24 protein-coding genes, 1 riboswitch and 1 other annotated feature are annotated in these 22,117 nt (G+C 43.8%); of the genes, 11 read left to right on the top strand and 13 right to left on the bottom strand.

The features are described 5' to 3' along the window. Window positions 1-51 precede the first annotated feature (51 nt). The gene (locus M1K46_RS13360; RefSeq protein ID WP_082316176.1) at window positions 52-270 is read left to right on the top strand and encodes a DeoR family transcriptional regulator; all 219 of its coding nucleotides are present in this window, start codon (window positions 52-54) and stop codon (window positions 268-270) included. Between the two features lie 129 nt (window positions 271-399). Here the strand turns inward: M1K46_RS13360 and M1K46_RS13365 are convergent, their stop codons facing one another. Together M1K46_RS13365 and M1K46_RS13370 are read right to left on the bottom strand one after the other, a co-directional pair. Continuing rightward, window positions 400-1,047: a PRC-barrel domain-containing protein gene (locus M1K46_RS13365; RefSeq protein ID WP_256226327.1), complete on the bottom strand. Its 648-nt coding sequence runs from the start codon at window positions 1,045-1,047 to the stop codon at window positions 400-402. 42 nt (window positions 1,048-1,089) lie between these two features. Then, entirely contained in the window at window positions 1,090-1,809 is a 720-nt protein-coding gene (locus M1K46_RS13370; RefSeq protein ID WP_256226328.1) for a pseudouridine synthase, read from the bottom strand. A gap of 112 nt (window positions 1,810-1,921) precedes the next feature. Here M1K46_RS13370 and M1K46_RS13375 point away from each other — a divergent pair, with 112 nt between their 5' ends. Continuing rightward, window positions 1,922-2,347, top strand: coding sequence for a DUF6884 domain-containing protein (locus M1K46_RS13375; protein ID WP_256226329.1), 426 nt, complete (start codon window positions 1,922-1,924; stop codon window positions 2,345-2,347). A gap of 34 nt (window positions 2,348-2,381) precedes the next feature. On the opposite strand, the gene M1K46_RS13380 is transcribed toward M1K46_RS13375, so the two are convergent. Beyond that, entirely contained in the window at window positions 2,382-4,010 is a 1,629-nt protein-coding gene (locus M1K46_RS13380; RefSeq protein WP_256226330.1) for a putative polysaccharide biosynthesis protein, read from the bottom strand. Between the two features lie 163 nt (window positions 4,011-4,173). On the opposite strand from M1K46_RS13380, the gene M1K46_RS13385 reads away from it, so the two are divergent. Next, on the top strand, window positions 4,174-5,430 hold the full coding sequence (locus tag M1K46_RS13385; RefSeq protein ID WP_256226331.1) for an NAD(P)/FAD-dependent oxidoreductase: 1,257 nt from the start codon (window positions 4,174-4,176) through the stop codon (window positions 5,428-5,430). A 43-nt stretch (window positions 5,431-5,473) separates the two neighbouring features. Here M1K46_RS13385 and M1K46_RS13390 read toward each other — a convergent pair whose 3' ends face one another. The 6 genes from M1K46_RS13390 to M1K46_RS13415 all read right to left on the bottom strand — a co-directional run bounded on the left by M1K46_RS13390 (window position 5,474) and on the right by M1K46_RS13415 (window position 12,866). Next, the gene (locus M1K46_RS13390) at window positions 5,474-5,665 is read right to left on the bottom strand and encodes a sporulation protein Cse60 (protein ID WP_053357502.1); all 192 of its coding nucleotides are present in this window, start codon (window positions 5,663-5,665) and stop codon (window positions 5,474-5,476) included. Between the two features lie 122 nt (window positions 5,666-5,787). After that, the gene (locus M1K46_RS13395; protein WP_256226333.1) at window positions 5,788-7,689 is read right to left on the bottom strand and encodes a putative bifunctional diguanylate cyclase/phosphodiesterase; all 1,902 of its coding nucleotides are present in this window, start codon (window positions 7,687-7,689) and stop codon (window positions 5,788-5,790) included. A gap of 154 nt (window positions 7,690-7,843) precedes the next feature. Beyond that, the gene (locus tag M1K46_RS13400; protein ID WP_091003777.1) at window positions 7,844-8,152 is read right to left on the bottom strand and encodes a rhodanese-like domain-containing protein; all 309 of its coding nucleotides are present in this window, start codon (window positions 8,150-8,152) and stop codon (window positions 7,844-7,846) included. A gap of 14 nt (window positions 8,153-8,166) precedes the next feature. Then, window positions 8,167-10,584, bottom strand: a complete 2,418-nt coding sequence (gene leuS / locus M1K46_RS13405) for a leucine--tRNA ligase (protein WP_256226334.1) — start codon at window positions 10,582-10,584, stop codon at window positions 8,167-8,169. Between the two features lie 80 nt (window positions 10,585-10,664). Then, window positions 10,665-10,901: a binding site (T-box leader), on the bottom strand. Between the two features lie 80 nt (window positions 10,902-10,981). Next, window positions 10,982-11,659 carry a site-2 protease family protein gene (locus M1K46_RS13410; protein WP_062233662.1) on the bottom strand — a complete coding sequence of 226 codons (678 nt, stop codon included), beginning with the start codon at window positions 11,657-11,659 and terminating at the stop codon, window positions 10,982-10,984. A 13-nt stretch (window positions 11,660-11,672) separates the two neighbouring features. Then, on the bottom strand, window positions 11,673-12,866 hold the full coding sequence (locus M1K46_RS13415) for an MDR family MFS transporter (protein ID WP_256226335.1): 1,194 nt from the start codon (window positions 12,864-12,866) through the stop codon (window positions 11,673-11,675). A 329-nt stretch (window positions 12,867-13,195) separates the two neighbouring features. On the opposite strand from M1K46_RS13415, the gene M1K46_RS13420 reads away from it, so the two are divergent. Together M1K46_RS13420 and M1K46_RS13425 are read left to right on the top strand one after the other, a co-directional pair. Beyond that, entirely contained in the window at window positions 13,196-14,158 is a 963-nt protein-coding gene (locus M1K46_RS13420) for a TIGR01212 family radical SAM protein (RefSeq protein ID WP_256226336.1), read from the top strand. Continuing rightward, window positions 14,155-14,727, top strand: a complete 573-nt coding sequence (locus M1K46_RS13425) for a tRNA (mnm(5)s(2)U34)-methyltransferase (RefSeq protein WP_091003770.1) — start codon at window positions 14,155-14,157, stop codon at window positions 14,725-14,727. Before M1K46_RS13420 ends, M1K46_RS13425 begins: the two co-directional genes overlap by 4 nt. Window positions 14,728-14,766: 39 nt before the next feature. Here M1K46_RS13425 and M1K46_RS13430 read toward each other — a convergent pair whose 3' ends face one another. Beyond that, window positions 14,767-15,831 carry a tetraprenyl-beta-curcumene synthase family protein gene (locus tag M1K46_RS13430; RefSeq protein ID WP_053357494.1) on the bottom strand — a complete coding sequence of 355 codons (1,065 nt, stop codon included), beginning with the start codon at window positions 15,829-15,831 and terminating at the stop codon, window positions 14,767-14,769. Between the two features lie 30 nt (window positions 15,832-15,861). Continuing rightward, window positions 15,862-16,641: an alpha/beta hydrolase gene (locus M1K46_RS13435; RefSeq protein WP_062233646.1), complete on the bottom strand. Its 780-nt coding sequence runs from the start codon at window positions 16,639-16,641 to the stop codon at window positions 15,862-15,864. 350 nt (window positions 16,642-16,991) lie between these two features. Between M1K46_RS13435 and M1K46_RS13440 the strand changes: the two genes are divergently transcribed. Then, window positions 16,992-17,510, top strand: coding sequence for a gamma carbonic anhydrase family protein (locus tag M1K46_RS13440; protein WP_256226459.1), 519 nt, complete (start codon window positions 16,992-16,994; stop codon window positions 17,508-17,510). Here the strand turns inward: M1K46_RS13440 and M1K46_RS13445 are convergent. Next, window positions 17,483-17,884, bottom strand: a complete 402-nt coding sequence (locus tag M1K46_RS13445) for a VOC family protein (protein WP_053357491.1) — start codon at window positions 17,882-17,884, stop codon at window positions 17,483-17,485. The genes M1K46_RS13440 and M1K46_RS13445 overlap by 28 nt on opposite strands. Window positions 17,885-18,057: 173 nt before the next feature. Between M1K46_RS13445 and M1K46_RS13450 the strand changes: the two genes are divergently transcribed. The 5 genes from M1K46_RS13450 (at window position 18,058) to M1K46_RS13470 (ending at window position 20,019) form a co-directional block, all read left to right on the top strand. Next, window positions 18,058-18,270, top strand: a complete 213-nt coding sequence (locus M1K46_RS13450; RefSeq protein WP_256226337.1) for a spore coat associated protein CotJA — start codon at window positions 18,058-18,060, stop codon at window positions 18,268-18,270. 6 nt (window positions 18,271-18,276) lie between these two features. Continuing rightward, entirely contained in the window at window positions 18,277-18,540 is a 264-nt protein-coding gene (locus M1K46_RS13455) for a spore coat protein CotJB (protein ID WP_062233641.1), read from the top strand. A 24-nt stretch (window positions 18,541-18,564) separates the two neighbouring features. After that, entirely contained in the window at window positions 18,565-19,134 is a 570-nt protein-coding gene (locus M1K46_RS13460; RefSeq protein ID WP_062233638.1) for a manganese catalase family protein, read from the top strand. Window positions 19,135-19,282: 148 nt separating this feature from the next. Continuing rightward, a complete protein-coding gene (locus tag M1K46_RS13465; protein WP_053357487.1) occupies window positions 19,283-19,834 on the top strand; it encodes a phosphatase PAP2 family protein in 552 nt (183 codons plus the stop codon). A 17-nt stretch (window positions 19,835-19,851) separates the two neighbouring features. Further along, window positions 19,852-20,019, top strand: coding sequence for a hypothetical protein (locus M1K46_RS13470; protein ID WP_256226339.1), 168 nt, complete (start codon window positions 19,852-19,854; stop codon window positions 20,017-20,019). 367 nt (window positions 20,020-20,386) lie between these two features. On the opposite strand, the gene metK is transcribed toward M1K46_RS13470, so the two are convergent. Beyond that, window positions 20,387-21,586 carry a methionine adenosyltransferase gene (gene metK / locus M1K46_RS13475; RefSeq protein ID WP_256226340.1) on the bottom strand — a complete coding sequence of 400 codons (1,200 nt, stop codon included), beginning with the start codon at window positions 21,584-21,586 and terminating at the stop codon, window positions 20,387-20,389. Window positions 21,587-21,766: 180 nt separating this feature from the next. Then, window positions 21,767-21,899: riboswitch (SAM riboswitch) on the bottom strand. Window positions 21,900-22,117 lie beyond the last annotated feature (218 nt).

Raw genomic sequence — 22,117 nt, forward strand, 5'->3', positions numbered from 1 at the left:
TCTTTTACTATAATTTATTATGAACGACAATACTGTATAGGGAGTGGTTTTTTGAGTCCTTCAACTAACCGTATGTTGAACCGTGTAAAATCCATGTATCTTTTTATAAAAAGGAAAGGGACTGTTACAACACGAGAATTGGTTGAAGAATTTGGGACTACGCAGCGCACTATCCAGAGGGATCTAAATGTATTGGCTTATAACAACCTGGTCACCAGCCCGAGCAGAGGCTTGTGGCAAACAACTTCTAAAAAAGTAAAAGTATCTTAACTAGGAAGAGCAAAAAGCGCCCCGTTTAAGTCCTCGAGGGCGCTGCAGCTAGACATCACCTCTTGTGAAGTGCTTTTCTAATGAGATAACCCCCATCCACATGGAAAGGGGGTTTTTGCTTGCTTTTTTTTAAAAAAGCGGCTTAATGTCATCCTTATCATTCACCAAGTGGTCTTTGAGCTCCGGCTCAACGACCCACTTCTCTTCCACCCAGTTTGGTTCGCCTGCGATCGGCATGTATTTGTTGCCTTCACCTAAAAGTTTTGACCAAAACCCCTCAGCGATCTCAATGGCAACTGCTTTTTTTGAAATGGTATCCAGGATGACATCTTTAATCTTGCCGATTTTTTCTCCGTCAATGGTTTCAACCGTCCACCCATCAAATATGGAGGAGGCCATGCACTCTTCAGGCTCTTCGATTTGACGTTCGTTACCTTGGTAGACAATGTCGTCATCAAGTGAAATGATATCGTGCCATGGAATATAATACGTTTCTTTATAATAAGACCTTGCAGCGACCGGATAGCCTGTACCGCTCAGCGGCGTGCTTTGTGAACCGATGCCGCTCGTTGCTGCTTGCATGTTCAGCACATTTTTATCAATAGGATCAAAAGATTCTTCATTTCCGGGATCGGCAGGAACTGTTTCCTCAAACGACAGGTAACAGAGCGAAAAATCATATTTATTCAGAAGAATGCCATTTAAGTCAATGTTATCTTCCTTTGTTTCTGCGTGCTTTACTTTTTTTCCGAGTAAATCGTTAGCTTTTAATAGCATAAAACATTCCTCCTTTTTTTAGCTATTACCCGAAATTACCTTTTAAAAAACCTCTCTCTCCGATAAACGTTCCAGTTCTTCTGCTGTCAGTTCTCTGTATTCTCCGAGCTTCAGCTTCTCATCGAGCTTTAGTCCTCCCATTTGAATGCGCTTTAAATAGGTGACTTTTTTCCCGACCGCTTCAAACATTCTTTTCACCTGATGAAATTTCCCTTCTGTAATGATAAGCTCAATTTCTGACACCTCTCCTGAATGGAGAATGGAAAGAGCTCCAGGGTTGGTCTTGTATCCATCTTCAAGAGTAACTCCATCATTGAACGCATCCACATCTTCCTGTGTTACAACTCCTTCAATTTTCGCATAATAGGTTTTAGGTGCATGCTTTTTAGGGGATAAAAGCGAATGGGACAATTGTCCGTCATTCGTTAGTATGAGGAGACCTTCTGTATCTTTATCCAGGCGGCCGACAGGAAAAGGTGAAAGAATCTGATCCTGCTCTTCCAGAAGATCGATGACCGTCTCCTGTACATGATCCTCCGTTGCCGATATTACCCCAGGCGGTTTATTCATCATGAGGTAAATGGTATCTTTAAAGACCACTTCTTCTCCGTGTACAGTTACCTTCTGCATTTCAGGATTCACTTTTGTCTTGCTGTCTTTCACAGGTACTCCGTCCACGAAGACAGCACCTTTCTTCAGAAGCTGTTTCACTTCTTTTCTGGTTCCGAATCCCATATTGGCTAATAATTTATCAATTCGCATTTTTTTATTGACCTCATTTCTTTTTATAAGTATATTTTCCTATAAATTTACAAAATTTTGCTTTATAATTAGTAAACGCGGGTATTTTAGTACTATAGGAGGAGATTGTTAGATGAAACGGAAAATCGGCCTGCTGGCAACTGCCAGAAAGAAACTGAACCATCCCGCAGCAGCTATAGATTTATACATAAGTCCTTTGTTCTTAAAATCTGTTCATTTTGCAAAGCAGAATTATGACGCATTTTATTTTTACAGCGCAAAAGAAGGGTTTCTTACTCAGGATCAGTGGATCGAGCCCTATAATGTTTCGATTAAGAATTTTTCCCCCAAGGAAAAGCACGATTGGGCGAGGAAAGTCGTAAAAGAGCTGCTAAATCATGAAAAACCGGAAGAATGCACCGTTTATTTGCATGGAGGCTGGGTTTACAGAGAACATCTTCAGCCAGAGCTGGCTAAGGCCGGTTTCCAGTTTGAAGTGCCACTCGAAGGCTATAGTATCGGCAATCAGCTGAAATGGTACGATGAACAAAATGATTAATGCCAGAAAAGAAGGCCCATAAAGGACCTTCTTTTTACGTTGCTTTCTGTTTTTTTCTTTTCAGGAAACTGAACCGCTGTCCCAATACAATCTGTATCAAACCAGATTTGTAGGATAGGGCGAAATAAACGAGCCCTCCTAAGAGAATGCCAGCTGCCAGAACGGCAATGCCTCTGGTCTTCGTATAAACCCCATGAAATGAACTTTCAATCGGAGCTTTGATGACATAAACAGCGGCTGCCATAGCCAAACCGAAAGCAATGATCAGGATGGCGCGGCGGAATACCCACTTGAACGAGAATTCTCCATATTTCTTAATCACATACAGATTGATTAAAATGGAAACCGTGTACCCGATGTTGGTTGCAATTATTGAGCCGACGCCTTTCCATAAATAAATGAGAGGAATGTTTAGGGTCAGCTTAAACAAGATGCCGACTAAAAGACTGAACAGCGCGTATTTTTGCCGGTTTAAACCCTGCATGATCGCCGCGGTAACCGTAAACATCGCAAACCATATTCCCGATAGAGAATACCAGCGCAGAAGCTCGCCGCCCAGCTTGATGTCGTTGAGTGTAAAGAGGGTTCCATAGGCTGGATAAGCAAGGACCGATAAACCGACTGCTGCTGGCACTGTTAAAAACAAAGTGATCTGAAAAGATTGTGTGATCTGCTTGTTTAACGCGTCATAATCCCCTTCTGTATAAGACTTTGTGATGATGGGGATAAGGGTTAGAGCAAATGCCGTCGCAAGGGACACCGGAATCATAACAAGCTGATGTGATGTCTGTGTGACCATCGCAAATACATCTTCTGCCTTTGGCTGGCTGTAGCCCGTCCGCTGCAGTGTGTTAACAATCGTAAACTGATCAATAATTTTATAGAGCGGGATTGCAAGTCCAACGGCTACAAAAGGCACCGCATACGAAACAATCTCGCGATAGATTGCTGGCAGGGAAACCCCCGAATCCACAGTGGACTGTTCGTACATTTTTTTCAAATAAGGACGCCGTCTGTTCCAGTACCAAAGGAGAACAAGCAGTCCTCCCACTGCCCCTACCGTCGCTGCAAAAGTCGCAAGGCCTACCGCAGTGGTCAAGGTGCCGTTCAGCACATGGATGACAACGTAGCTCGCAATAAGAATAAATAATATTCGTATAACCTGTTCAACCACTTGGGAAACTGCTGTTGGACCCATGGATTGAAATCCTTGAAAGTAACCTCTGATCAGGCTCATGGAAGGAACAAAGATCAGAGCAGTACTTACCATCCGAATAACAAAGGTAATATCATCTACAGTATTTCCGTTTCCGCCATGTTTTCCAAGGATGTTTGACGATAACACGGGAGCGATGAAATAAAGCACAAGGAATGCGGCAAAGCCGGTCAACGTCATGATGAACAATCCAGATTTCAGCAGCTTCCGGCCTGTGGCGTAATCGCCGAGAGCGTTATATTTTGATACGAACTTTGAAACGGCCAGCGGTACGCCCATCGTTGCGATACTTAGAAGAATCGTGTAAGGATTATAAGCGTATCCGTATAGTGCAAGACCTTTTGTTCCAACAAGAGCATTAAACGGAACAATATAAATCAATCCGATAAATTTTGAAAAGAATGTTGCTGCAGTTAAAATTAACGTTCCTCGCAATAACCGAGACATGAATCCATCTCCTACTATTTAGTGCTGCAAATAAGCATACTTTAATTTAATCTTCTTGAACAACATTAGTATTGTAACATAAGCACTCTGCCGAGACAGAGTTTTTCATTTCACAAAATTTATGGTATCTTTTTGGTTGTAATAAAAGGAAGCAGGTGCATACATGAAATATGATGTAGTGGTTATTGGAGGAGGCCCTTCCGGTTTGATGGCCTCGGTCGCTGCAGCATCAAAGGGCAGCCGTGTGCTGCTCATTGATAAAGGAGACAAGCTTGGCAGAAAGCTTGCTATTTCAGGAGGAGGCCGGTGCAATGTAACGAATCGGCTCCCGATTGATGAAATTATTAAACATATCCCCGGCAATGGGCGTTTTTTATACAGTGCGTTTTCAATCTTTAACAATGAAGACATCATCTCTTTTTTTGAAGGGCTTGGTATCGCTCTGAAAGAAGAAGACAACGGGAGGATGTTCCCTGTCAGCAACAAGGCCGGCGATGTTGTGGCTGCCCTTTTAAAGAAAATTGAATCACTGAACGTAAAAATCTGGACAAACACCCCAGTAGAAACCGTCAATTACACAGACGATCATGTAAAAGAAGTTGTTCTAAAAAACGGTACCGTCATTCCTGCGAAAGCTGTCATTATTGCGGTCGGAGGAAAATCGGTCCCTCATACCGGGTCAACAGGAGACGGCTATGCCTGGGCAAAAAAAGCAGGGCACACCATTACAGAACTGTATCCTACAGAAGTTCCGATCACCTCTTCCGAACCTTTTGTTAAATCCAAAACACTGCAGGGTATTTCTCTCCGCCAGGCAGAGCTTTCCGTTTGGAATCCGAAGGGAAAGCTGATCAAATCTCATAGAGGGGACATGATCTTCACACATTTCGGAATATCCGGACCTGCTGCCCTGCGATCAAGCCAGTATGTTGTAAAAGCACTGAAGAAGTTTGAAACCAAATCGATAACGATGTCCATTGATTCTTTTCCGGATCAAAAAGAAGAAGAACTGTTTCAATCCGTAAATAACCTCTTAAAAGAAGATTCGAAAAAAGCGATAAAAAATGTTCTGAAAGGCTTTCTGCCAGAACGATATTTGCTGTTCTTATTGGAGAAAGCGAACATATCGCTTGATGTGACGAGTGAACACCTTAACAAACAAAGCCTGCGCCAGTTCGTCTCAATGCTTAAACGGTTTTCATTTGAAGTGAACGGCACACTTTCCATCGAGAAAGCGTTCGTAACAGGCGGCGGTGTTTCCATCAAGGAAATTGAACCAAAGAGCATGGCCTCAAAGAAGAAAGAAGGACTTTATTTCTGCGGAGAAGTTTTAGATCTGCATGGCTATACCGGCGGCTATAACATAACGGTTGCCTTCGTTACCGGACATTTGGCAGGTACCAATGCTGCAACACATTAAGAAAAGGAAACTCCTCAGCTCATGCCGAGGGAGTTCCCTTTTTTTATTCAATATAAATAACCATTATAGAGTAGGAGTATATGGTAGGTTCCTCTTCCTCCCTTAAACTGTCACTGATCGAAACCTGATACTTGATATCTTTGATGTTCGATTCATGGAGGTTCTCCAAAAAGCCGTTAACCGCTTCTTCCAGATCAGCTTCATGTTCTTCATCAAACAACTTTATTTTCAGCATACTCCAGCACCTCCTGGGTATGTTTTCCCTATCACTTAAGTCGAATCCTTTGTAAAAACTCCACTAGTTTTGAAGAGTGAACCCCGTTTTGTCGACAAGGAAAAATGAAATTTATCTTATTTTCACCTTGGTAATAAATGTTTCTGGAAGAATTCTTCGCATTCTGTCGGAGATAACGGCTCGCTGAAAAAATACCCTTGCCCGATCAAACAGCCTTGAGAAAGCAGAAATTCCACCTGCATCCGATCTTCTATACCTTCTGCGATCACATTAAACTGTAAGTTGATTCCCATATCAATAATCGTTTTGACAAGTGCTTGCCCCCGAAAGCTTTCGAGGCTATCATCCAAAAATGATTTATCGATTTTCAAAGTGTCGATCGGAAGCACCTTTAAGTAGCTTAATGAGGAATAACCGGTTCCAAAATCATCAATGGATATTTTTAAACCTAGATCTTTCAGTCTTTTGATATTAGGAATGGAAGAATCAAAGTCTTGCATCATCCCTTCTGTGATCTCCAGTTCAAGAAAAGAAGGGTCCATGTCAAAAGAAGCAAGAATCTTTTTTATCCTGTCAGGAAACCCCGGATCCTCCAGCTGTTTCACCGAAATATTCACAGCGATGCCCAGTTTTTCATGCCCTTCGTTCTGCCAAACTTTATTTTGCCGGCATGCTTCTTCTATCACCCAATCACCAATGGGAATGATCAGCCCTGTATCTTCAGCCACCGGGATAAAATCAGATGGCGGGATGTTGCCGAATTCCGGATGTTCCCAGCGGATTAACGCCTCTGTACCAATGATTCGCCCCGTCGGCAGGTAAATTAAGGGCTGGTAACAAAGGGTAAACTCTTGGCGATGAACGGCTTTGCGAAGGCCATTCTCCAGATGCATCTTCACCCTCATTGATTCGTTAAGAGCAGCATTGAAAAATTGATAATTATCCCTGCCTTTTTCTTTTGCATCGTACATGGCAGTGTCAGCATTTTTGATGAGTTCGTCCACATCAAGTCCATGTCCCGGGTAAAAGGAGATACCAAGGCTAAGCGTACTGAAAATCTCATGACCTCTGATCAGGATGGGCATTTTAAACTGATTCAAAATACGCAAAGAAAGCTGTTTCACTTCCGCTTCGTCCGTATTTTCAATCAATAGAATAAATTCATCTCCGCCTCGGCGAAACACGTGGTCCGTAGGGCGGACAAGATTTTTTAGCTGAAAGGAAACCTGCTGAAGCAATAAGTCACCAAAGCGGTGGCCGAGCGTATCATTTATTATTTTGAAACGGTCTAAATCAACAAACATCACAGCGATCCTGCTTTTGCTGATATCTGCTTCAAACATTTTCTGTTCCAGCACTTCCTGAAACCTGTGCCTGTTCGGCAATCCAGTCAAATCATCATGATAAGCCATGTGGTCAATCGTGCTCTCTGCCTGTTTTCGATTGGTGATATCATAAAGGATTGAACTGAAGTCAACCAGTTCACCAGATTCGTCAAGGATTGGAATCCCACGGTCCTGAATCCATCGTATTTCTCCGTTTGGCCGCGTAATACGGTACTCGCTGGTCACCGTTTCTCCGCGCGCTATCTTCTTCGCTCTCTTTTCAATGATTGGATAATCTTCGGGATGAATGACTTTCTTCCAAAGTTCAACATCTTGAATGAACGTATCCAAGCTGTATCCATAAAGTTTTTCAATTCCCGGGGTGATCATCAGTTTGTTTTGTTTAAGATTATGTGACCAGATGGCAACATCAATCGTATCAAAAATATCCTGAAGCCTTTCCCGGCTTTTTCTAAGCTCATCCATCGTGGACTTATGCTCTTCAATTTCTTTTTCAAGAAAAGCGCTGTTCTGCTTATGTTTTTTAGAAACCCGGAAATACATAAATATGAGAATAAGAGCAAACACTGCATCAAATAAAAAGTCAGCCAGATCGTTTTGCAAATAGCCAGTTTGTTTAATAAACATGCGGGCTGCGAATAGAAGTATGAAAAAATAGAGTAGGTTTTGTTTATGCATTCTATCCCCCAGAGTCGTTATATTCTTATATCGGTTCATTCGTTAAGTTTATTGAAGAAAAAATAGAGGTAATTTATGTAAAAAAAAAAAACGAAACCGCATGAAAAGAACCGGCTGCTCAATAGCAGCCGGTTCTTTTATGTCTTAACTATAGTTATTCTGAATCCTTGCCATAGGCCATCATGCCGCCGACCATGTTCTTCACTTTATAACCGTTTTCCTGTAAAAAGTGAGCTACATTCTCGCTTCTTTTTCCTGAGCGGCAGATGAGGATATGCTCCTCGTCTTTGTTGATCTCGTCTAAACGATTTGGAACTTCCATCATTTTGATGTGCTTCGCCTCGGCAATTTTTCCTTCAGCGACTTCTTCATCCTCACGAACATCGATGAGAGAAATTGTTTCACCCTTTTTTAGCTTGCTTTTCACTTCTTCGGGAGTGATCGTATTGATTTGATCTTCCATTCCATTCACCTCTGTCAATTGGCTACGATGTTTACGAGCTTGCCAGGAACCGCAATCACTTTACGGACCGTTTTGCCTTCGATGCTGCTTTGAACCGCATCGCTATCCATCGCTGCCTGCTCCATGTCTTCTCTCGTTATATCAGCCGGTACGCTAAGCTTAGCTTTTACTTTACCGTTGATCTGTACAACGATTTCCACTTCTTTTTCCACTAGTTTCGCTTCGTCCCACACCGGCCATGATTCGTATGCGATAGACCCGCTGTGCCCTAGTTTTTCCCATAACTCCTCAGCAATATGCGGAGCGATCGGGGAAAGCAGCTTCACAAACCCTTCAGCAGCATACTTTGGAAGAACGTTTTGCTTATTCGCTTCGTTAACGAATACCATCAATTGAGAGATTCCTGTGTTAAAGCGAAGCCCCTCAAAATCTTCGGTGATCTTTTTCACCGTTTGATGATATACACGTTCAAAGGAATCTGTACCATGCTGATCTTGAATGGACGTGTTAAGCTCTCCATTATCCGCAACAAGCAGACGCCATACACGGTCAAGGAATCTGCGGGATCCGTCCAAGCCGGTCGTACTCCATGCGATGGATGCATCTAGCGGTCCCATGAACATTTCATACATACGCAGAGTATCTGCTCCGTGGGAAGCTACGATTTCATCCGGGTTAACCACATTTCCTTTGGATTTACTCATTTTTTCATTGTTCTCACCAAGAATCATTCCCTGGTTGAACAACCGCTGAAACGGCTCTTTTGTGGAAACTACGCCTAGATCGTAAAGAACCTTATGCCAGAATCGCGCGTACAGCAAGTGAAGTACCGCATGCTCTGCACCGCCGATATAGATGTCCACCGGCAGCCAGTGCTTGATTTTCTCTGGATCTGCTAAAGCTTCACTGTTTTTAGGATCGATGTACCTTAGATAGTACCAGCAGCTTCCTGCCCATTGCGGCATGGTATTCGTTTCACGGCGTCCTTTCTTGCCGGTTTCCGGATCAACGACATTCACCCAGTCTTCTACGTTAGCTAAAGGAGATTCACCTGTGCCGGACGGCTTGATCTCTTTGACGATTGGCAAGCGTAGCGGAAGCTCTTCTTCTGGGACGTGTGTCATTGTTCCATCTTCCCAAAGGATGATTGGGATTGGTTCTCCCCAATAACGCTGGCGGGAGAACAGCCAGTCACGCAAACGGTACGTGATTTTCTTTTCACCCTTGTTATTCTCTACAAGCCAGCTGTTCATTTTCTCAATGGCTTCTTCTTTTTCAAGACCGTTCAAGAAATCTGAATTAACATGTTTGCCGTCGCCTGCGTAGGCAGCTGTCTGTACGTCTCCGCCTTCTACGACTTCGATAATCGGAAGGTCAAATTTCACAGCAAATTCATGGTCACGCTCATCATGCCCAGGAACGGCCATGATCGCACCTGTACCATAGGTTGCAAGTACATAATCAGCGATCCAGATTGGCACCTTCTTGCCGTTTACCGGATTAAAGGCATATGCGCCTGTGAACACACCGGTTTTTTCTTTGGCAAGCTCTGTACGCTCAAGATCAGATTTGGTTGCGACATCATTTTTATATTGTTCTACTGCTTCACTCTGCTCTTCTGTTGTAATCTCATTCACATAAGAGTGCTCAGGAGCAAGGACAAGGTATGTCGCCCCAAATAGCGTATCCGGACGAGTCGTAAACACCGTTACCTGTTTGTCATGTCCGTCAATTCCAAAATGAACTTCCGCACCTTCTGAACGGCCGATCCAGTTTCTTTGCATCTCTTTCAAGCTTTCAGGCCAATCAAGCTCTTCCAAATCTTCAAGCAAACGGTCCGCATAAGCCGTAATTTTCAGCATCCACTGTCTCATCGGCTTACGGACGACGGGATGGCCGCCCCGCTCGCTCTTGCCGTCGATGACTTCTTCATTGGCAAGTACTGTGCCAAGCGCCTCACACCAGTTAACAGGCACTTCATCAACATAGGCCAATCCTTTTTTATACAGCTGGATGAAAATCCACTGTGTCCATTTGTAGTATTCCGGATCAGTTGTGTTTACTTCACGGTCCCAGTCATATGAAAAGCCTAACTCTTTGATCTGGCGACGGAATGTATTGATGTTCTTTTCAGTAAACTCGGCAGGGTCATTACCGGTATCAAGTGCATATTGCTCAGCCGGAAGACCGAACGCATCCCATCCCATTGGGTGAAGCACGTTATAATCCTGCATGCGTTTCATTCGGGAGAGGATGTCCGTTGCTGTGTAACCTTCCGGATGTCCTACGTGAAGACCGGCTCCAGACGGGTAAGGAAACATATCCAGTGCATAAAATTTCTTCTTGGAGTATTCCTCTTCCGTTTTGAACGTTTTATTCTTTTCCCAGTACTGCTGCCATTTCGGCTCAATCTTTTTGTGATCGTAATGCATATTTTCTCTTCCTCCCTGTCACTCACATTCATCCTTTAGCAAAATAAAGGCAAAATAAAAAACCTTCCGCCCCTAAATCATTCAGGGACGAAAGGTTGTGTTTATGTCATCATAACCTGCCGCGGTACCACCCACATTAGCGCAAAAGAACACGCTCGCTCATTGGTCCCTTAACGCGGGTGTACGGCAAAAGCTAAAGCTTTCTTTTCACTTTTGCAACTACAAGGTGAGTTCAAAAAGGTTCAGGGTTGACTTGCACCGTCCGTCAACTCTCTAGATCCCTCTGCTTTTTTACTGATCCTTATCATCGTAATTTACCATATTTAACTTGTATTGTATGAATTCAAACGTAAAATGTCAAGTCTGTTTGCTACTCAGCTTAGCCCTTTTTTCCTAGTTATATACCAGATTCAAAGAATGGCCGGATCAAGCTGTCCACCAAGTTCGCCACATAAGGAACGATCGTATTAAAAATCGGATAGATGGTATATCTGTCCAGCGGCGTAATGATGAGGATCAAAAAAATGATCACACCAATATGTTCATATTGAATCATCTTGGCCCTGATTCGGTTAGGTGCCAAATCTTCCAGTACACGGTAGCCATCCAAAGGCGGGATCGGCAATAAATTAAACACAAACAGCAGAACATTCAAATAAACGAGCATATTGATCATCTTGTCGATAAAGTCGACTCCCTTTTCCGGCACACTGTCCACTACACCGGTTGAAAAGAGGGCATAAAAGATGATAACTCCTATTATTGCAATTAAAATATTGCTCAGAGGTCCGGCGATCGATACGAGAATGCTATATAAATGAGGACGTTTAAAATTCCTGCGGTCCACAGGCACTGGCCGGGCCCAGCCGAAACCGGCGATCAATAAAAGGATCGTACCGATCGGATCAAGGTGGGCAACAGGTGAGAGCGTCAAGCGCCCCTGGTCTTTAGCCGTAGAATCACCGCACAGATACGCTGCATAAGCATGAGCAAATTCATGAACCGTAAACGCAATAACCAATGAAATAATGACAAAAGGCATCTCTTGTAAGTTAAAAGCCAAGAAATTTTCCATTCAGCTCTCCTATCTAACCTGTCTTTTTCTGTGAAAGACCTCCAACAGCAATCTTCCGGTCATAGATTTGAGTAAGCACAATACTGATCATAAACAAAACAAAAATCACCCCGAAAACAGTCTTCATTCCCCAAACATCAGCAAGAATGCCGCCAAAAGACGGGCCGATCATCCGCCCCGCCGTCGCCGTACTGTTGACGATTCCTTGATAAAAACCTACCCTTCCTGCCGGAGCCAGATCATTGGCGATGGACGGCACACCCGGCCAGACGAACATTTCACCTATCGTCAAAATAACCATGGCTCCCATAAAACCTGAGAATGCTTCGGCACGGCTGACCGTTACAAATGAAACGATAAAAATAAGATAGCCTACGAGAATTTGAGTTTTCGTTGAAGTAATCCAGTGTTTTAATATGTAGGCCAGCACGGGCTGCAGCAATACGATCAATGCTCCGTTGACCGTCCAAAGCAAGCTGTACAGCTTCAGGCTGATACCTGCTTCCTGCGTGAAAACGGCGATGGTCGATTGCCATTGCACATAGCTGATCCAGGCCAGCAAGTAACCGCCGCACAAAATCAGGAGCCCGGTAAAGATGGTTTTGTTCTTAATCTTAGAATCCTGCGTTAAAATCGTTTCTGGTGAAATTTCGGAAGCTTTATTGCTGATTCCTTTATACCCAAACAGAACGAGCAGGAAAAACAGCGCACAAAGCAATGCGTTACCAATAAAAGACCATTGAAAGGAATAGGAAGCAACAAACCCACCACATGCCGCACCGGCAGCAACACCGACGTTCTGAGCGACATAGATGGCGTTAAACGCTTTTCTTCCTCCTTCTTTCCAAACGGTTCCCGCCATCGCGTACATCGATGGAAAAGTAATACCCATGCCAAAACCGATAACAGCCAGCAGAGAAGCGTAGAACATAAAACCATGATAAAAAACAAGCATAATAAGGGCTGCCAATGTGACAGATACACCAGTGAGTATGGCTCTGTATCCCCCAAGGCGGTCAAACACCAGACCCCCGGCAAGATTCCCAAGAACCCCCGCTCCTGAGTTACACATGAGCACGATGCCGGCGACAGTCAATGACCTGTCTAGATGCTCATGGATATAAATGGTATTCACCGGCCACAAAAACGATGCTCCCGTTACATTCAGGACCATTCCAATCACCAGCAGCCAAAGCGGTCTAGGCAATCAAAGCCCCCCTAACAAGAAAGAAATACCCCTAAGTATTGTAGAGCTTTTTATGCCCGGTGACAATCCGCAGACACGCCTTTTCCCATAAACAGCTCTTTTTCTTCCTGTTGGAGATTTGCTCCCCCCGTGCTAAAATGGCTTGTAGTATGTAAGAAGGGGCTTGGGTATAGCTCAGGCGCCCGAATGCGGGATTTCAGCTCAAAACGGCCCTTTCAGCTTTTCTGATCCAGCTTCAGCGCCCAGCTCCTCGAGCACTTCACTCTCTCACCTCACCGCTTTTCGGAGCTAAACGGGCGCTTCAGCTTTTCTAACTAAGGAGTGACACAATGTCTCAATCGATTATTCCCGCCCATTATGGCGATAAACGTTTTTATACATGGAATCAGCATCTGCGGAACCATTTTAATGAGAAGATTATTAAGATTCCGCTGGATGGCGGGTTTGACTGCCCTAACCGTGACGGGAAAGCTGCTTATGGCGGCTGTACATTCTGTTCTCAGAGCGGGTCCGGTGATTTTGCCGGAGACCGGCGGGATGACTTGATCACCCAGTTCAACACCGTCAAAGAACGCATGCACCGTAAATGGAAAAAGGGGAAATATCTTGGGTATTTTCAAGCCTTCTCCAACACGTACGCACCAGTTGAAAAACTTCGCGAAATGTTTGAGACGGTCTTGGAACAGGAAGGTGTAGTTGGCCTTGCGATCGCGACCCGCCCGGATTGTCTCCCTGATGATGTAGTCGAATATCTCGCCGAGCTGAACGAACGGACCTATCTATGGGTGGAGCTTGGTCTGCAAACGGTCCATGAACGGACTGCTCTGCTTATTAACCGTGCACACGATTATCAAACGTATGTTGATGGCGTTAATAAGCTCCGTAAGCATAATATTCGTGTATGCTCCCACATTATTAACGGGCTTCCCCTGGAAATACCTGAAATGATGATGGAAACCGCGAAAGAAGTCGCCAAGCTCGATGTGCAGGGCATAAAGATCCATCTGCTGCACTTGTTGAAAAAAACGCCAATGGTAAAGCAATATGACCAGGGAATGCTGGAATTTTTAGATTTTGATACGTATGTAAGGCTCGTTTGCGACCAGCTCGAAATCCTTCCCCCTGACATGATGATCCACCGTCTCACTGGTGACGGACCGCCTGATCTGCTGATCGGGCCGATGTGGAGCATGAACAAGTGGAAAGTACTGAATGCCATTGAATCCGAAATGAAACGCAGGGACAGCTTTCAAGGGAAATTTTATAAAAAGGAAACGGTACAACCACTATGAAGATCCAGGGTATACTTCCGTTTGCACGGACATTGCTGGAAAGTGCGGCTGTAAAAGGCAGTGCTGTCATTGACGCCACATGCGGGAATGGCCATGACACATTATTCCTTTCTCGCCTCGTCGGTATCGAGGGCAATGTTTTTGGTTTTGATATACAAGAAGAGGCGATTGAAAACACTAGAAAACGTCTGCTGGAGCATGAGGCCGAAGATAATGTAACGCTTTTTAACACCGGACATCATCATATGAAATCATATATCCCAGATTCGTTTCACGGGAAAATTGCCTGTGCTGTTTTTAATCTCGGCTATTTGCCTGGCGGAGATAAAGAAATTGTAACTCAGAGTGAATCCACCATCGAAGCCATAAATCAGCTTTTTGACCTGCTGGCGCCGGGAGGCCTTGCTGTATTGGTGATCTACCACGGACACCCGGAAGGAAAAGTGGAAAAAGACGCAGTCATGGAATATGCTCAAGGCCTCGATCAGCAAATGGCTCATGTCCTACAGTACGGATTCATCAACCAAAAGAACGATCCTCCCTATATTGTCGCCATTGAGAAAAGATAAAAAGGAGTGGAAGCTGCCGCAGCAGTTTCCGCTCCTTTTTTAGATGGAAGGTCTTAATCTTTGCATTAGTCTTCGGTTCATATAGAAAAAGAGAGTATAGCTTCCGCCCATTCTCATGATTTTCCCTGCTGTCTTTTTAATTCCCGGATGGCGGTCGACTTTTTGGTCAGCCAGATAGATGCCTAATAGACCACGGTTGATCAATTTATGAAACTTGCGGTCTGGCAGGCGGTCAATGCTGTTATCCGCTTGCTGGACGAAATGACCAAACCGCTCAAGAAGCTGATTGCCATTTTCATAATATGAGCAAAAATTAAGGTCGCCGCCCTCTTTATCTTCTTCCTGATCCACAAAATAGTCGAGCAGTATATGAAGGCCTTGCACCCACGGAAAGTAGCCGTTCTTAATGACTTTCACTTGTTCCTTCGTAAGGTTTTGCTGTGATGCATACGAAACGAGGCAAAAAATACCGAGCGTTGAACCTGTACAAGCTGAAAACTCATACCAGCTCATCGCTGGGATAGAATCTTTATGGCTGCTGAACCAAGCCTGCAGCCGCGGAACTCTTTCTTCAATGATCACGTGCTTATGTATTTGCAGATCACAATAATAGTGAGCCAAATCAAGCAATGAATCCGAGATTGAATCGTAATGCGGTATTTCACTAAGAATGTTCTGACAGGTTTGAACAAGGCTCCATAAATAATCCCCGTCATTCTGATCATCCCTCATGCGATAATAATTTTTGCGGTCTGCACCCGGTGTAAGCGCATGGATCATGGATTCGTGAAGAGCCTCAAAATCCAGCGGGTCCAGCGATGTGCTTCTGTCACAAAGATTATCCAGATAGTCGCTGATCGTCTGATAAGCCACTACAAATTCGATCACTCTTTTTCTTTGATCTCCGGCCAGGAGGGCCAGAATCGCTCCTCCCTGGCAATGAAATTCCTTCGTATCAATGCTCATCAACGCTTGTTTTCTAAGTTCATCGTTCGGAATCAATTCTGCTTTTTCACGCCATTGTTCAAGAAAGAGAGAAACATCGGGCAGAACATTGCGATAGATGCGATACATTAATGCCCATGGTTGATTCGGTACACTCATTCAATTCCCACCCCTAGCAATTATCAAAAATCAAAAATGCAGATTCAAATAGGATTTAATAAATTTAAACACGTCATCCCTTTCCGGTTCATTCAGTACTTCATGATACAGTCCGGGATATTCTTTGTACATTTTGTCATGCAGTTCTATCCGGTTAAACCAGTCACGGACAGCCAGTTTGTCGACGATCCGGTCATCTCCTGCCTGAATGACGAGCAGCGGAATGTTTGGAAACCGGCCGGTATGTGTATGGGCCATCTTCATTGCATTCACAAGCTCCCGGTACCATCTGACAGATACACGGTCTACAAGAAGGGTGTCCGTTGAATCCCTGAGCAATACCTGCTCATTCCTTGTTTTATTTACGGGCTCAATGTTTGCAGCAAATTTAACAGATGGCGCCACTTTATTCAATACTCTTGATAAGGTGTCAATTCCCTTTGACGGCTGGCTCGCGAGTCCAAGACATGGAGAAGAAAGAATGATGCCCTTGATATTAAAGGATCTTTCCGTAACCGCACGAATCGAAGCAAGCCCACCCATGCTGTGTCCGAAGAGAAATACGGGCAGGTAGTAGTGAGCAGCTTCACCAATCCACGTCTCGATGGCCGTGATGTATTCATCAAACGAGTCGATGTGCCCCCTGCGGCGAGTCGTCGTTCCCTGCCCCGGAAGATCTCCCATAAGGACGTGAAAACCAGCCAGATTAAATTGCTGAATGACCCATTCATAGCGCCCATGGTATTCTCCAGCGCCATGAACCATAATGACGACACCCTTAGCTTCCTCCTTAGTTTCCCACTTCCACATAACCCCATCCCCTTCTCGAAATAATTTTCAATTAATCTTTCATTTGATAGAATAAGTTGAAAAGCTGAGGCGGCTTGGTCAAAAGCGAAGGCTGTTGGAGCTCTTGAACACAAATACGCTTTTTGTATTTTGTGAAAGAGCGAAACGACCAAGCTTTTAGCCGCTGAAGCTGGATCAAGAAAAGCTGAAACGCCTGTTTAGAGACGAAAAACACTGGAGGGCTTTGGCATAAAACGCTTTTTGTTTTCTGACAAAGACTGAAGTGATCGAGTCTCTAGGTGTTGAAGCTGGATCAAGAAAAGATGAAACGCCTTGTTTTTATTATTTTATACGAAATAGGATGTGATATTTTGATCTACCCTTACAATGGCAAACACCCGGTTATCGCAGAGACTGCCTATATTGCAGATTATGTAACCATTACCGGCGATGTTACGATCGGTGAATACAGCTCTATTTGGTTTAACACGTCGATACGCGGAGATGTTTCTCCTACCATTATCGGCAATAGCGTCAATGTTCAGGATAATTCTGTTCTTCACCAGAGCCCTAATCGGCCTCTTATTCTGGAAGACGGAGTAACCGTTGGGCACAGCGTGATCTTACATAGCAGCATCATTCGAAAAAACGCACTGATCGGCATGGGATCTCTTGTACTTGATGGCGCTGAAATCGGTGAAGGAGCGTTTATCGGAGCCGGCAGCCTCGTACCTCCGGGCAAAAAGATTCCGCCGAACACCCTTACATTCGGCCGTCCTGCCAAAGTGATACGGGAACTGAACGCAGAAGATATTGCCGACATGGACAGGATCCGCCGCGAATACCAAGAAAAAGGGCAATATTATAAATCACTTTCAGAAACAGACTGACGCTCTCCGTTAAATTCTATTAAATTTCCATCTGGATCACTGACATAAACCTGATGCCACGGTGTTTTATTATCCGGCTTATTTAAATAAGGTATTTGATGGTGGTCCAGCTTTTTTAACAGTCTCGGAATATCTGTAACACGGATGGCAAAATGGCCATCCCTGCTATCCAATTCATCAGTTCCTCTCAAAGCCTTGCCTTTTGCGTTTGCGATCAAATGAAGCTGTGTTGCCCCAAAATCGTACCAAACACCTGGAAAGCCGAACTGAGGCCGCTCTTTGCTCGCCGAAAAACCCAAGATTCCCTCATAAAAATAAAGTGCTTTTTTCAAATCAGTAACTACTAGTGATACATGATGGACTCCTTCGTACATGGCTTCCCCTTTCTTTCCTCTTTATTTTCCGTTCTTCACTTTTCTGTTCTTGATAAATCATACCATAAGATGTTTTCTTATTTAAATTGTAGGCTCTATCCTGATAAAATCCACATAATTGCCACCGTTAGAAAATAATTTAGTAAGAGTACGATTGTCGGAGGTGAAATCCTTTGAAACATGTAAAATCCTATGTTCCTTTCCATAGCAATTTCGATCCATGCCAGCCGATCGGAAGAAAGTATTATTCTACTCCTCCTCACTTATATATGACATTCCAGCCCTATAACCTGCCGCAGTTCTCACCACAGGAAGCATTAAAAAAAGGAACGCTTTGGCCGGTATTTTATGATTACTATGAAAATCCTTATGAAAGAAGGAGTTGATCAGGAATGGAAACAGGCCTTCCAGCTGAGTATTATCAGCTCCTCGAGGAATTACAGGCGGTTGATTTTGTACTTGTTGAATTAACCCTGTATTTAGATACCCATCCAAATGACACAGCCAGCATCCATCAGTTCAATCATTTCGCCCAGGAACGAAAAAAATTGAAGAAAGCCATTGAGTCAAAATATGGGCCGATGCAGCAATACGGAAACAGTTATTCAGGTGCTCCCTGGGATTGGAACAAAGGACCTTGGCCGTGGCAGGTATAAAAGTAATAGCATGGGAGGGCAACTATGTGGATTTATGAAAAAAAGCTGCAATATCCTGTTAAAGTCAGCACATGCAATCCGAAGCTGGCTAAGTTTTTGGTTGAACAATATGGCGGGGCAGACGGTGAGCTTGCTGCTGCATTACGGTATTTGAATCAGCGGTATACGATCCCTGACAAGGTCATCGGCTTGCTCACCGACATAGGAACAGAGGAGTTTGCCCATCTTGAGATGATTGCCACGATGATCTATAAATTGACAAAGGATGCCACTCCCCAGCAGATGAAGGATGCCGGGCTCGATACCCACTATGCCAATCATGACAGCGCGCTCTTTTATCATAATGCAGACGGTGTGCCATTTACTACAGCTTATATTCAAGCCAAAGGAGATCCGATCGCTGACCTGTACGAAGACATTGCAGCAGAGGAAAAAGCACGTGCTACGTATCAATGGCTGATCGACATGTCGGATGATCCTGATCTCAATGACGGGCTGAGATTTTTAAGGGAAAGGGAGATCATCCACTCCATGCGGTTCCGTGAAGCTGTTGAAATTCTAAAAGAAGAGCGTGATCAGAAGGTTTTCTTTTAACCTCATTTATACCGGAAGCTGCAAACCGCTTGAATTCATCCAGGCGGTTTTTTCATTTATTTACAATTTCTTCACACTGCCTTTAAACAGCGGCAATAAACCTCTTGTAATCTGAAAAGGAAATCGTTATAAAGCAAGGAGGACTTCCATGGCAAGAGTAACCGGCTGGATCTATGAAAAGGAATGTGATGTATTTAAATGGGTGAACGGCAGACTGCAGCACCGTTTGCTGGATAAGTATTTCAATGGGATCACACACATTGGCGGAGCAACGTGCACCATTCTAACTACACTGCTTCTCCTGCTTACCATTCCTGCCGATCTGAAGAAATTTGCTGCTGCAGGAATCCTGTCTCTTATTCTCAGCCATATTCCTGTTGCAATCTCAAAGAAATGCTATCCACGGAAACGCCCTTATCTGATGATCGCGGGTACCAAGACCTTCAGTAATCCGCTGAAAGACCATTCTTTCCCTTCAGGACATACGACCGCGATCTTTTCGGTCATCATCCCGCTCGCTTTCATCCATCCAGGATTGCTTACCTTACTGCTTCCGCTCGGGTTGTCTGTTGGCATCTCGCGTATGTATCTAGGCCTTCATTACCCAACCGACGTGCTCGCCGGTATGATCCTCGGGATCAGCTCAGGAATCTTTTCCGTGTTTTTACTCAACGTTTATCTCGTTCCTTACTTTTTATAAAATTTAGGAGGGGTTACATGAAAAAAGCACCACAGGAAAACCGTTTGATGATTGTGCAAGAAATCAGTCCGAATCTCAATCCAAGAATCGCTCCAGCAGCAATCTTCAAGCTTCCTGTATTCATGAAAACCTTTGAGCATAAACCTCCGGATTTAATTGTAAAGGTGCCAGGCACCGGCTTTTGACATATGTCAAAAAGCGGTGCCTGGCACCTTTTCAAAAATAAACACTTAAATCGATTCGTAAAATAACAAATCGATAATAAACTAGTCGATTTCAATAATAAATTTAGTTTTTCGATAATATATTCTGTTTATCGATAATAAAAAAGATTTATCGATAATAAGTTCTTCTCAAAACTCTACTTACATAAAGAAATTCACTTTGTTACTTGCAAAACCCTCGTTATTTCCATATCAAGGGTCGGCTCACCATCATTTCACTCAATAAGTAGTCTCTTTACTAGTAAAACTGGTCAATCATTGCCTATTTTGATCAAAATAACTTTATTTCAAAAGAAAAACCGGCCCAAAGGCCGGTTTTTTCAATGTATTATGCGTTTGCTTGATCTTTAAGTGCTTCTGCTTTATCTGTTTTTTCCCAAGGAAGCTCAACGTCTGTACGGCCAAAGTGTCCGTATGCCGCTGTCTGTTTGTAGATTGGACGGCGAAGGTCAAGCATTTTAATGATTCCCGCAGGACGAAGGTCGAAGTTTTGGCGCACAAGATCAACCAATACTTCTTCAGAAACTTTTCCTGTTTCGAATGTGTTGACAGCGATCGATACAGGCTGTGCTACACCGATTGCATATGCAAGCTGAACTTCTACTTTGTCAGCAAGTCCGGAAGCAACGATGTTTTTCGCTACGTAACGAGCGGCGTACGCTGCAGAACGGTCAACTTTAGTTGCATCTTTACCGGAGAATGCTCCACCACCGTGGCGAGCATATCCGCCATACGTATCAACAATGATCTTACGGCCAGTTAATCCAGCATCACCTTGTGGTCCGCCGATAACGAAACGGCCAGTCGGATTAATGAAGTATTTTGTGTTTTCGTCGATCAATTCTGCAGGAACAACAGGCTTGATGACTTGTTCTTTAATGTCGGCTTGAATTTGCTCAATTGTAATTTCTGGATGGTGCTGAGTGGAGATAACAATCGTATCGATACGAACCGGTTTGTCATCCTCATCATATTCCACCGTTACTTGAGTTTTACCATCCGGACGAAGGTAAGGAACTTCTTCGGTTTTACGCACTTCAGCCAATCGGCGGGACAGGCGGTGTGCCAAAGAGATCGGAAGCGGCATAAGTTCAGGTGTTTCATTGTTGGCATAACCAAACATAAGACCTTGGTCACCAGCACCGATCGCTTCGATTTCTTCATCAGTCATTGAGCCTTCACGAGCTTCAAGCGCTTGGTCAACACCCATCGCGATATCCGCAGACTGCTCATCAATGGATGTAAGAACTGCGCATGTTTCAGAATCGAAACCGTATTTTGCACGGTCATAGCCGATTTCTTTGATCGTTTCGCGAACGACTTTTGGAATATCAACATAAGTAGATGTGGTGATTTCACCAGCAACAAGCACAAGGCCTGTCGTTACGGATGTTTCACAAGCGACACGTGCGTTCGGGTCGTTTGCAAGGATTTCATCCAGGATCGCATCGGAAATTTGGTCACAAATTTTATCCGGATGCCCTTCCGTAACTGATTCAGATGTAAAAAGACGACGACTTTTAGACAATTGAGATCCTCCTTCTCTATTGAAAGCATAGAGCAATTTTTTTATAAGATACGGTACTCATTCCTATATGGATACTTTGTTTTGTAAAATATTCAGGTTCAAACTGTTTTAAGACATAAAAAAAGCCTTTCCCTGGACCTAAAATACACGAGGGAAAAGGTCTTATGTCTACGCCTTCACCTCTTATTTTCAAGGTTTTTTCACCTTGCAGGTTAGCACCTTTTCACTTCACTGCACAAGATGCATATGTGATGATGAAGTGTCGGTTGCTGGGTTTCATAGGGCCTGTCCCTCCACCTACTCGGAATAAGAGTAGCCGTTCCCGAAATATAATAGCGCAGTTCGACAAACCTGTCAACTTGAAAAGCTATACTCTCCCTCTCCAGCGGGAGTCTGGGCGATCCTTCAAACGGAATTAAGTACCTATTATAAATGAAAGATTATGCTTTTAAAAACAAAGAGCCTGATTTATGAACCAATTTACAATTTGCTAAATAAAATAGTATACATTATTTGTTTCAATGTGTTATA

This window comes from Fictibacillus sp. WQ 8-8 (assembly GCF_024494405.1).
GTDB classification, from domain to species: Bacteria; Bacillota; Bacilli; order Bacillales; family Fictibacillaceae; genus Fictibacillus_C; species Fictibacillus_C marinisediminis.

What these genes read in the sequence shown, in the direction of transcription:
- M1K46_RS13365 (WP_256226327.1), bottom strand. Translation starts at nt 1,047, where the DNA reads ATGCTATTAAAAGCTAACGATTTACTCGGAAAAAAAGTAAAGCACGCA.
- M1K46_RS13370 (WP_256226328.1), bottom strand. Translation starts at nt 1,809, where the DNA reads ATGCGAATTGATAAATTATTAGCCAATATGGGATTCGGAACCAGAAAA.
- M1K46_RS13375 (WP_256226329.1), top strand. Translation starts at nt 1,922, where the DNA reads ATGAAACGGAAAATCGGCCTGCTGGCAACTGCCAGAAAGAAACTGAAC.
- M1K46_RS13380 (WP_256226330.1), bottom strand. Translation starts at nt 4,010, where the DNA reads ATGTCTCGGTTATTGCGAGGAACGTTAATTTTAACTGCAGCAACATTC.
- M1K46_RS13385 (WP_256226331.1), top strand. Translation starts at nt 4,174, where the DNA reads ATGAAATATGATGTAGTGGTTATTGGAGGAGGCCCTTCCGGTTTGATG.
- M1K46_RS13390 (WP_053357502.1), bottom strand. Translation starts at nt 5,665, where the DNA reads ATGCTGAAAATAAAGTTGTTTGATGAAGAACATGAAGCTGATCTGGAA.
- M1K46_RS13395 (WP_256226333.1), bottom strand. Translation starts at nt 7,689, where the DNA reads ATGCATAAACAAAACCTACTCTATTTTTTCATACTTCTATTCGCAGCC.
- M1K46_RS13400 (WP_091003777.1), bottom strand. Translation starts at nt 8,152, where the DNA reads ATGGAAGATCAAATCAATACGATCACTCCCGAAGAAGTGAAAAGCAAG.
- leuS (WP_256226334.1), bottom strand. Translation starts at nt 10,584, where the DNA reads ATGCATTACGATCACAAAAAGATTGAGCCGAAATGGCAGCAGTACTGG.
- M1K46_RS13410 (WP_062233662.1), bottom strand. Translation starts at nt 11,659, where the DNA reads ATGGAAAATTTCTTGGCTTTTAACTTACAAGAGATGCCTTTTGTCATT.
- M1K46_RS13420 (WP_256226336.1), top strand. Translation starts at nt 13,196, where the DNA reads ATGTCTCAATCGATTATTCCCGCCCATTATGGCGATAAACGTTTTTAT.
- M1K46_RS13425 (WP_091003770.1), top strand. Translation starts at nt 14,155, where the DNA reads ATGAAGATCCAGGGTATACTTCCGTTTGCACGGACATTGCTGGAAAGT.
- M1K46_RS13430 (WP_053357494.1), bottom strand. Translation starts at nt 15,831, where the DNA reads ATGAGTGTACCGAATCAACCATGGGCATTAATGTATCGCATCTATCGC.
- M1K46_RS13435 (WP_062233646.1), bottom strand. Translation starts at nt 16,641, where the DNA reads ATGTGGAAGTGGGAAACTAAGGAGGAAGCTAAGGGTGTCGTCATTATG.
- M1K46_RS13445 (WP_053357491.1), bottom strand. Translation starts at nt 17,884, where the DNA reads ATGTACGAAGGAGTCCATCATGTATCACTAGTAGTTACTGATTTGAAA.
- M1K46_RS13455 (WP_062233641.1), top strand. Translation starts at nt 18,277, where the DNA reads ATGGAAACAGGCCTTCCAGCTGAGTATTATCAGCTCCTCGAGGAATTA.
- M1K46_RS13460 (WP_062233638.1), top strand. Translation starts at nt 18,565, where the DNA reads ATGTGGATTTATGAAAAAAAGCTGCAATATCCTGTTAAAGTCAGCACA.
- M1K46_RS13465 (WP_053357487.1), top strand. Translation starts at nt 19,283, where the DNA reads ATGGCAAGAGTAACCGGCTGGATCTATGAAAAGGAATGTGATGTATTT.
- M1K46_RS13470 (WP_256226339.1), top strand. Translation starts at nt 19,852, where the DNA reads ATGAAAAAAGCACCACAGGAAAACCGTTTGATGATTGTGCAAGAAATC.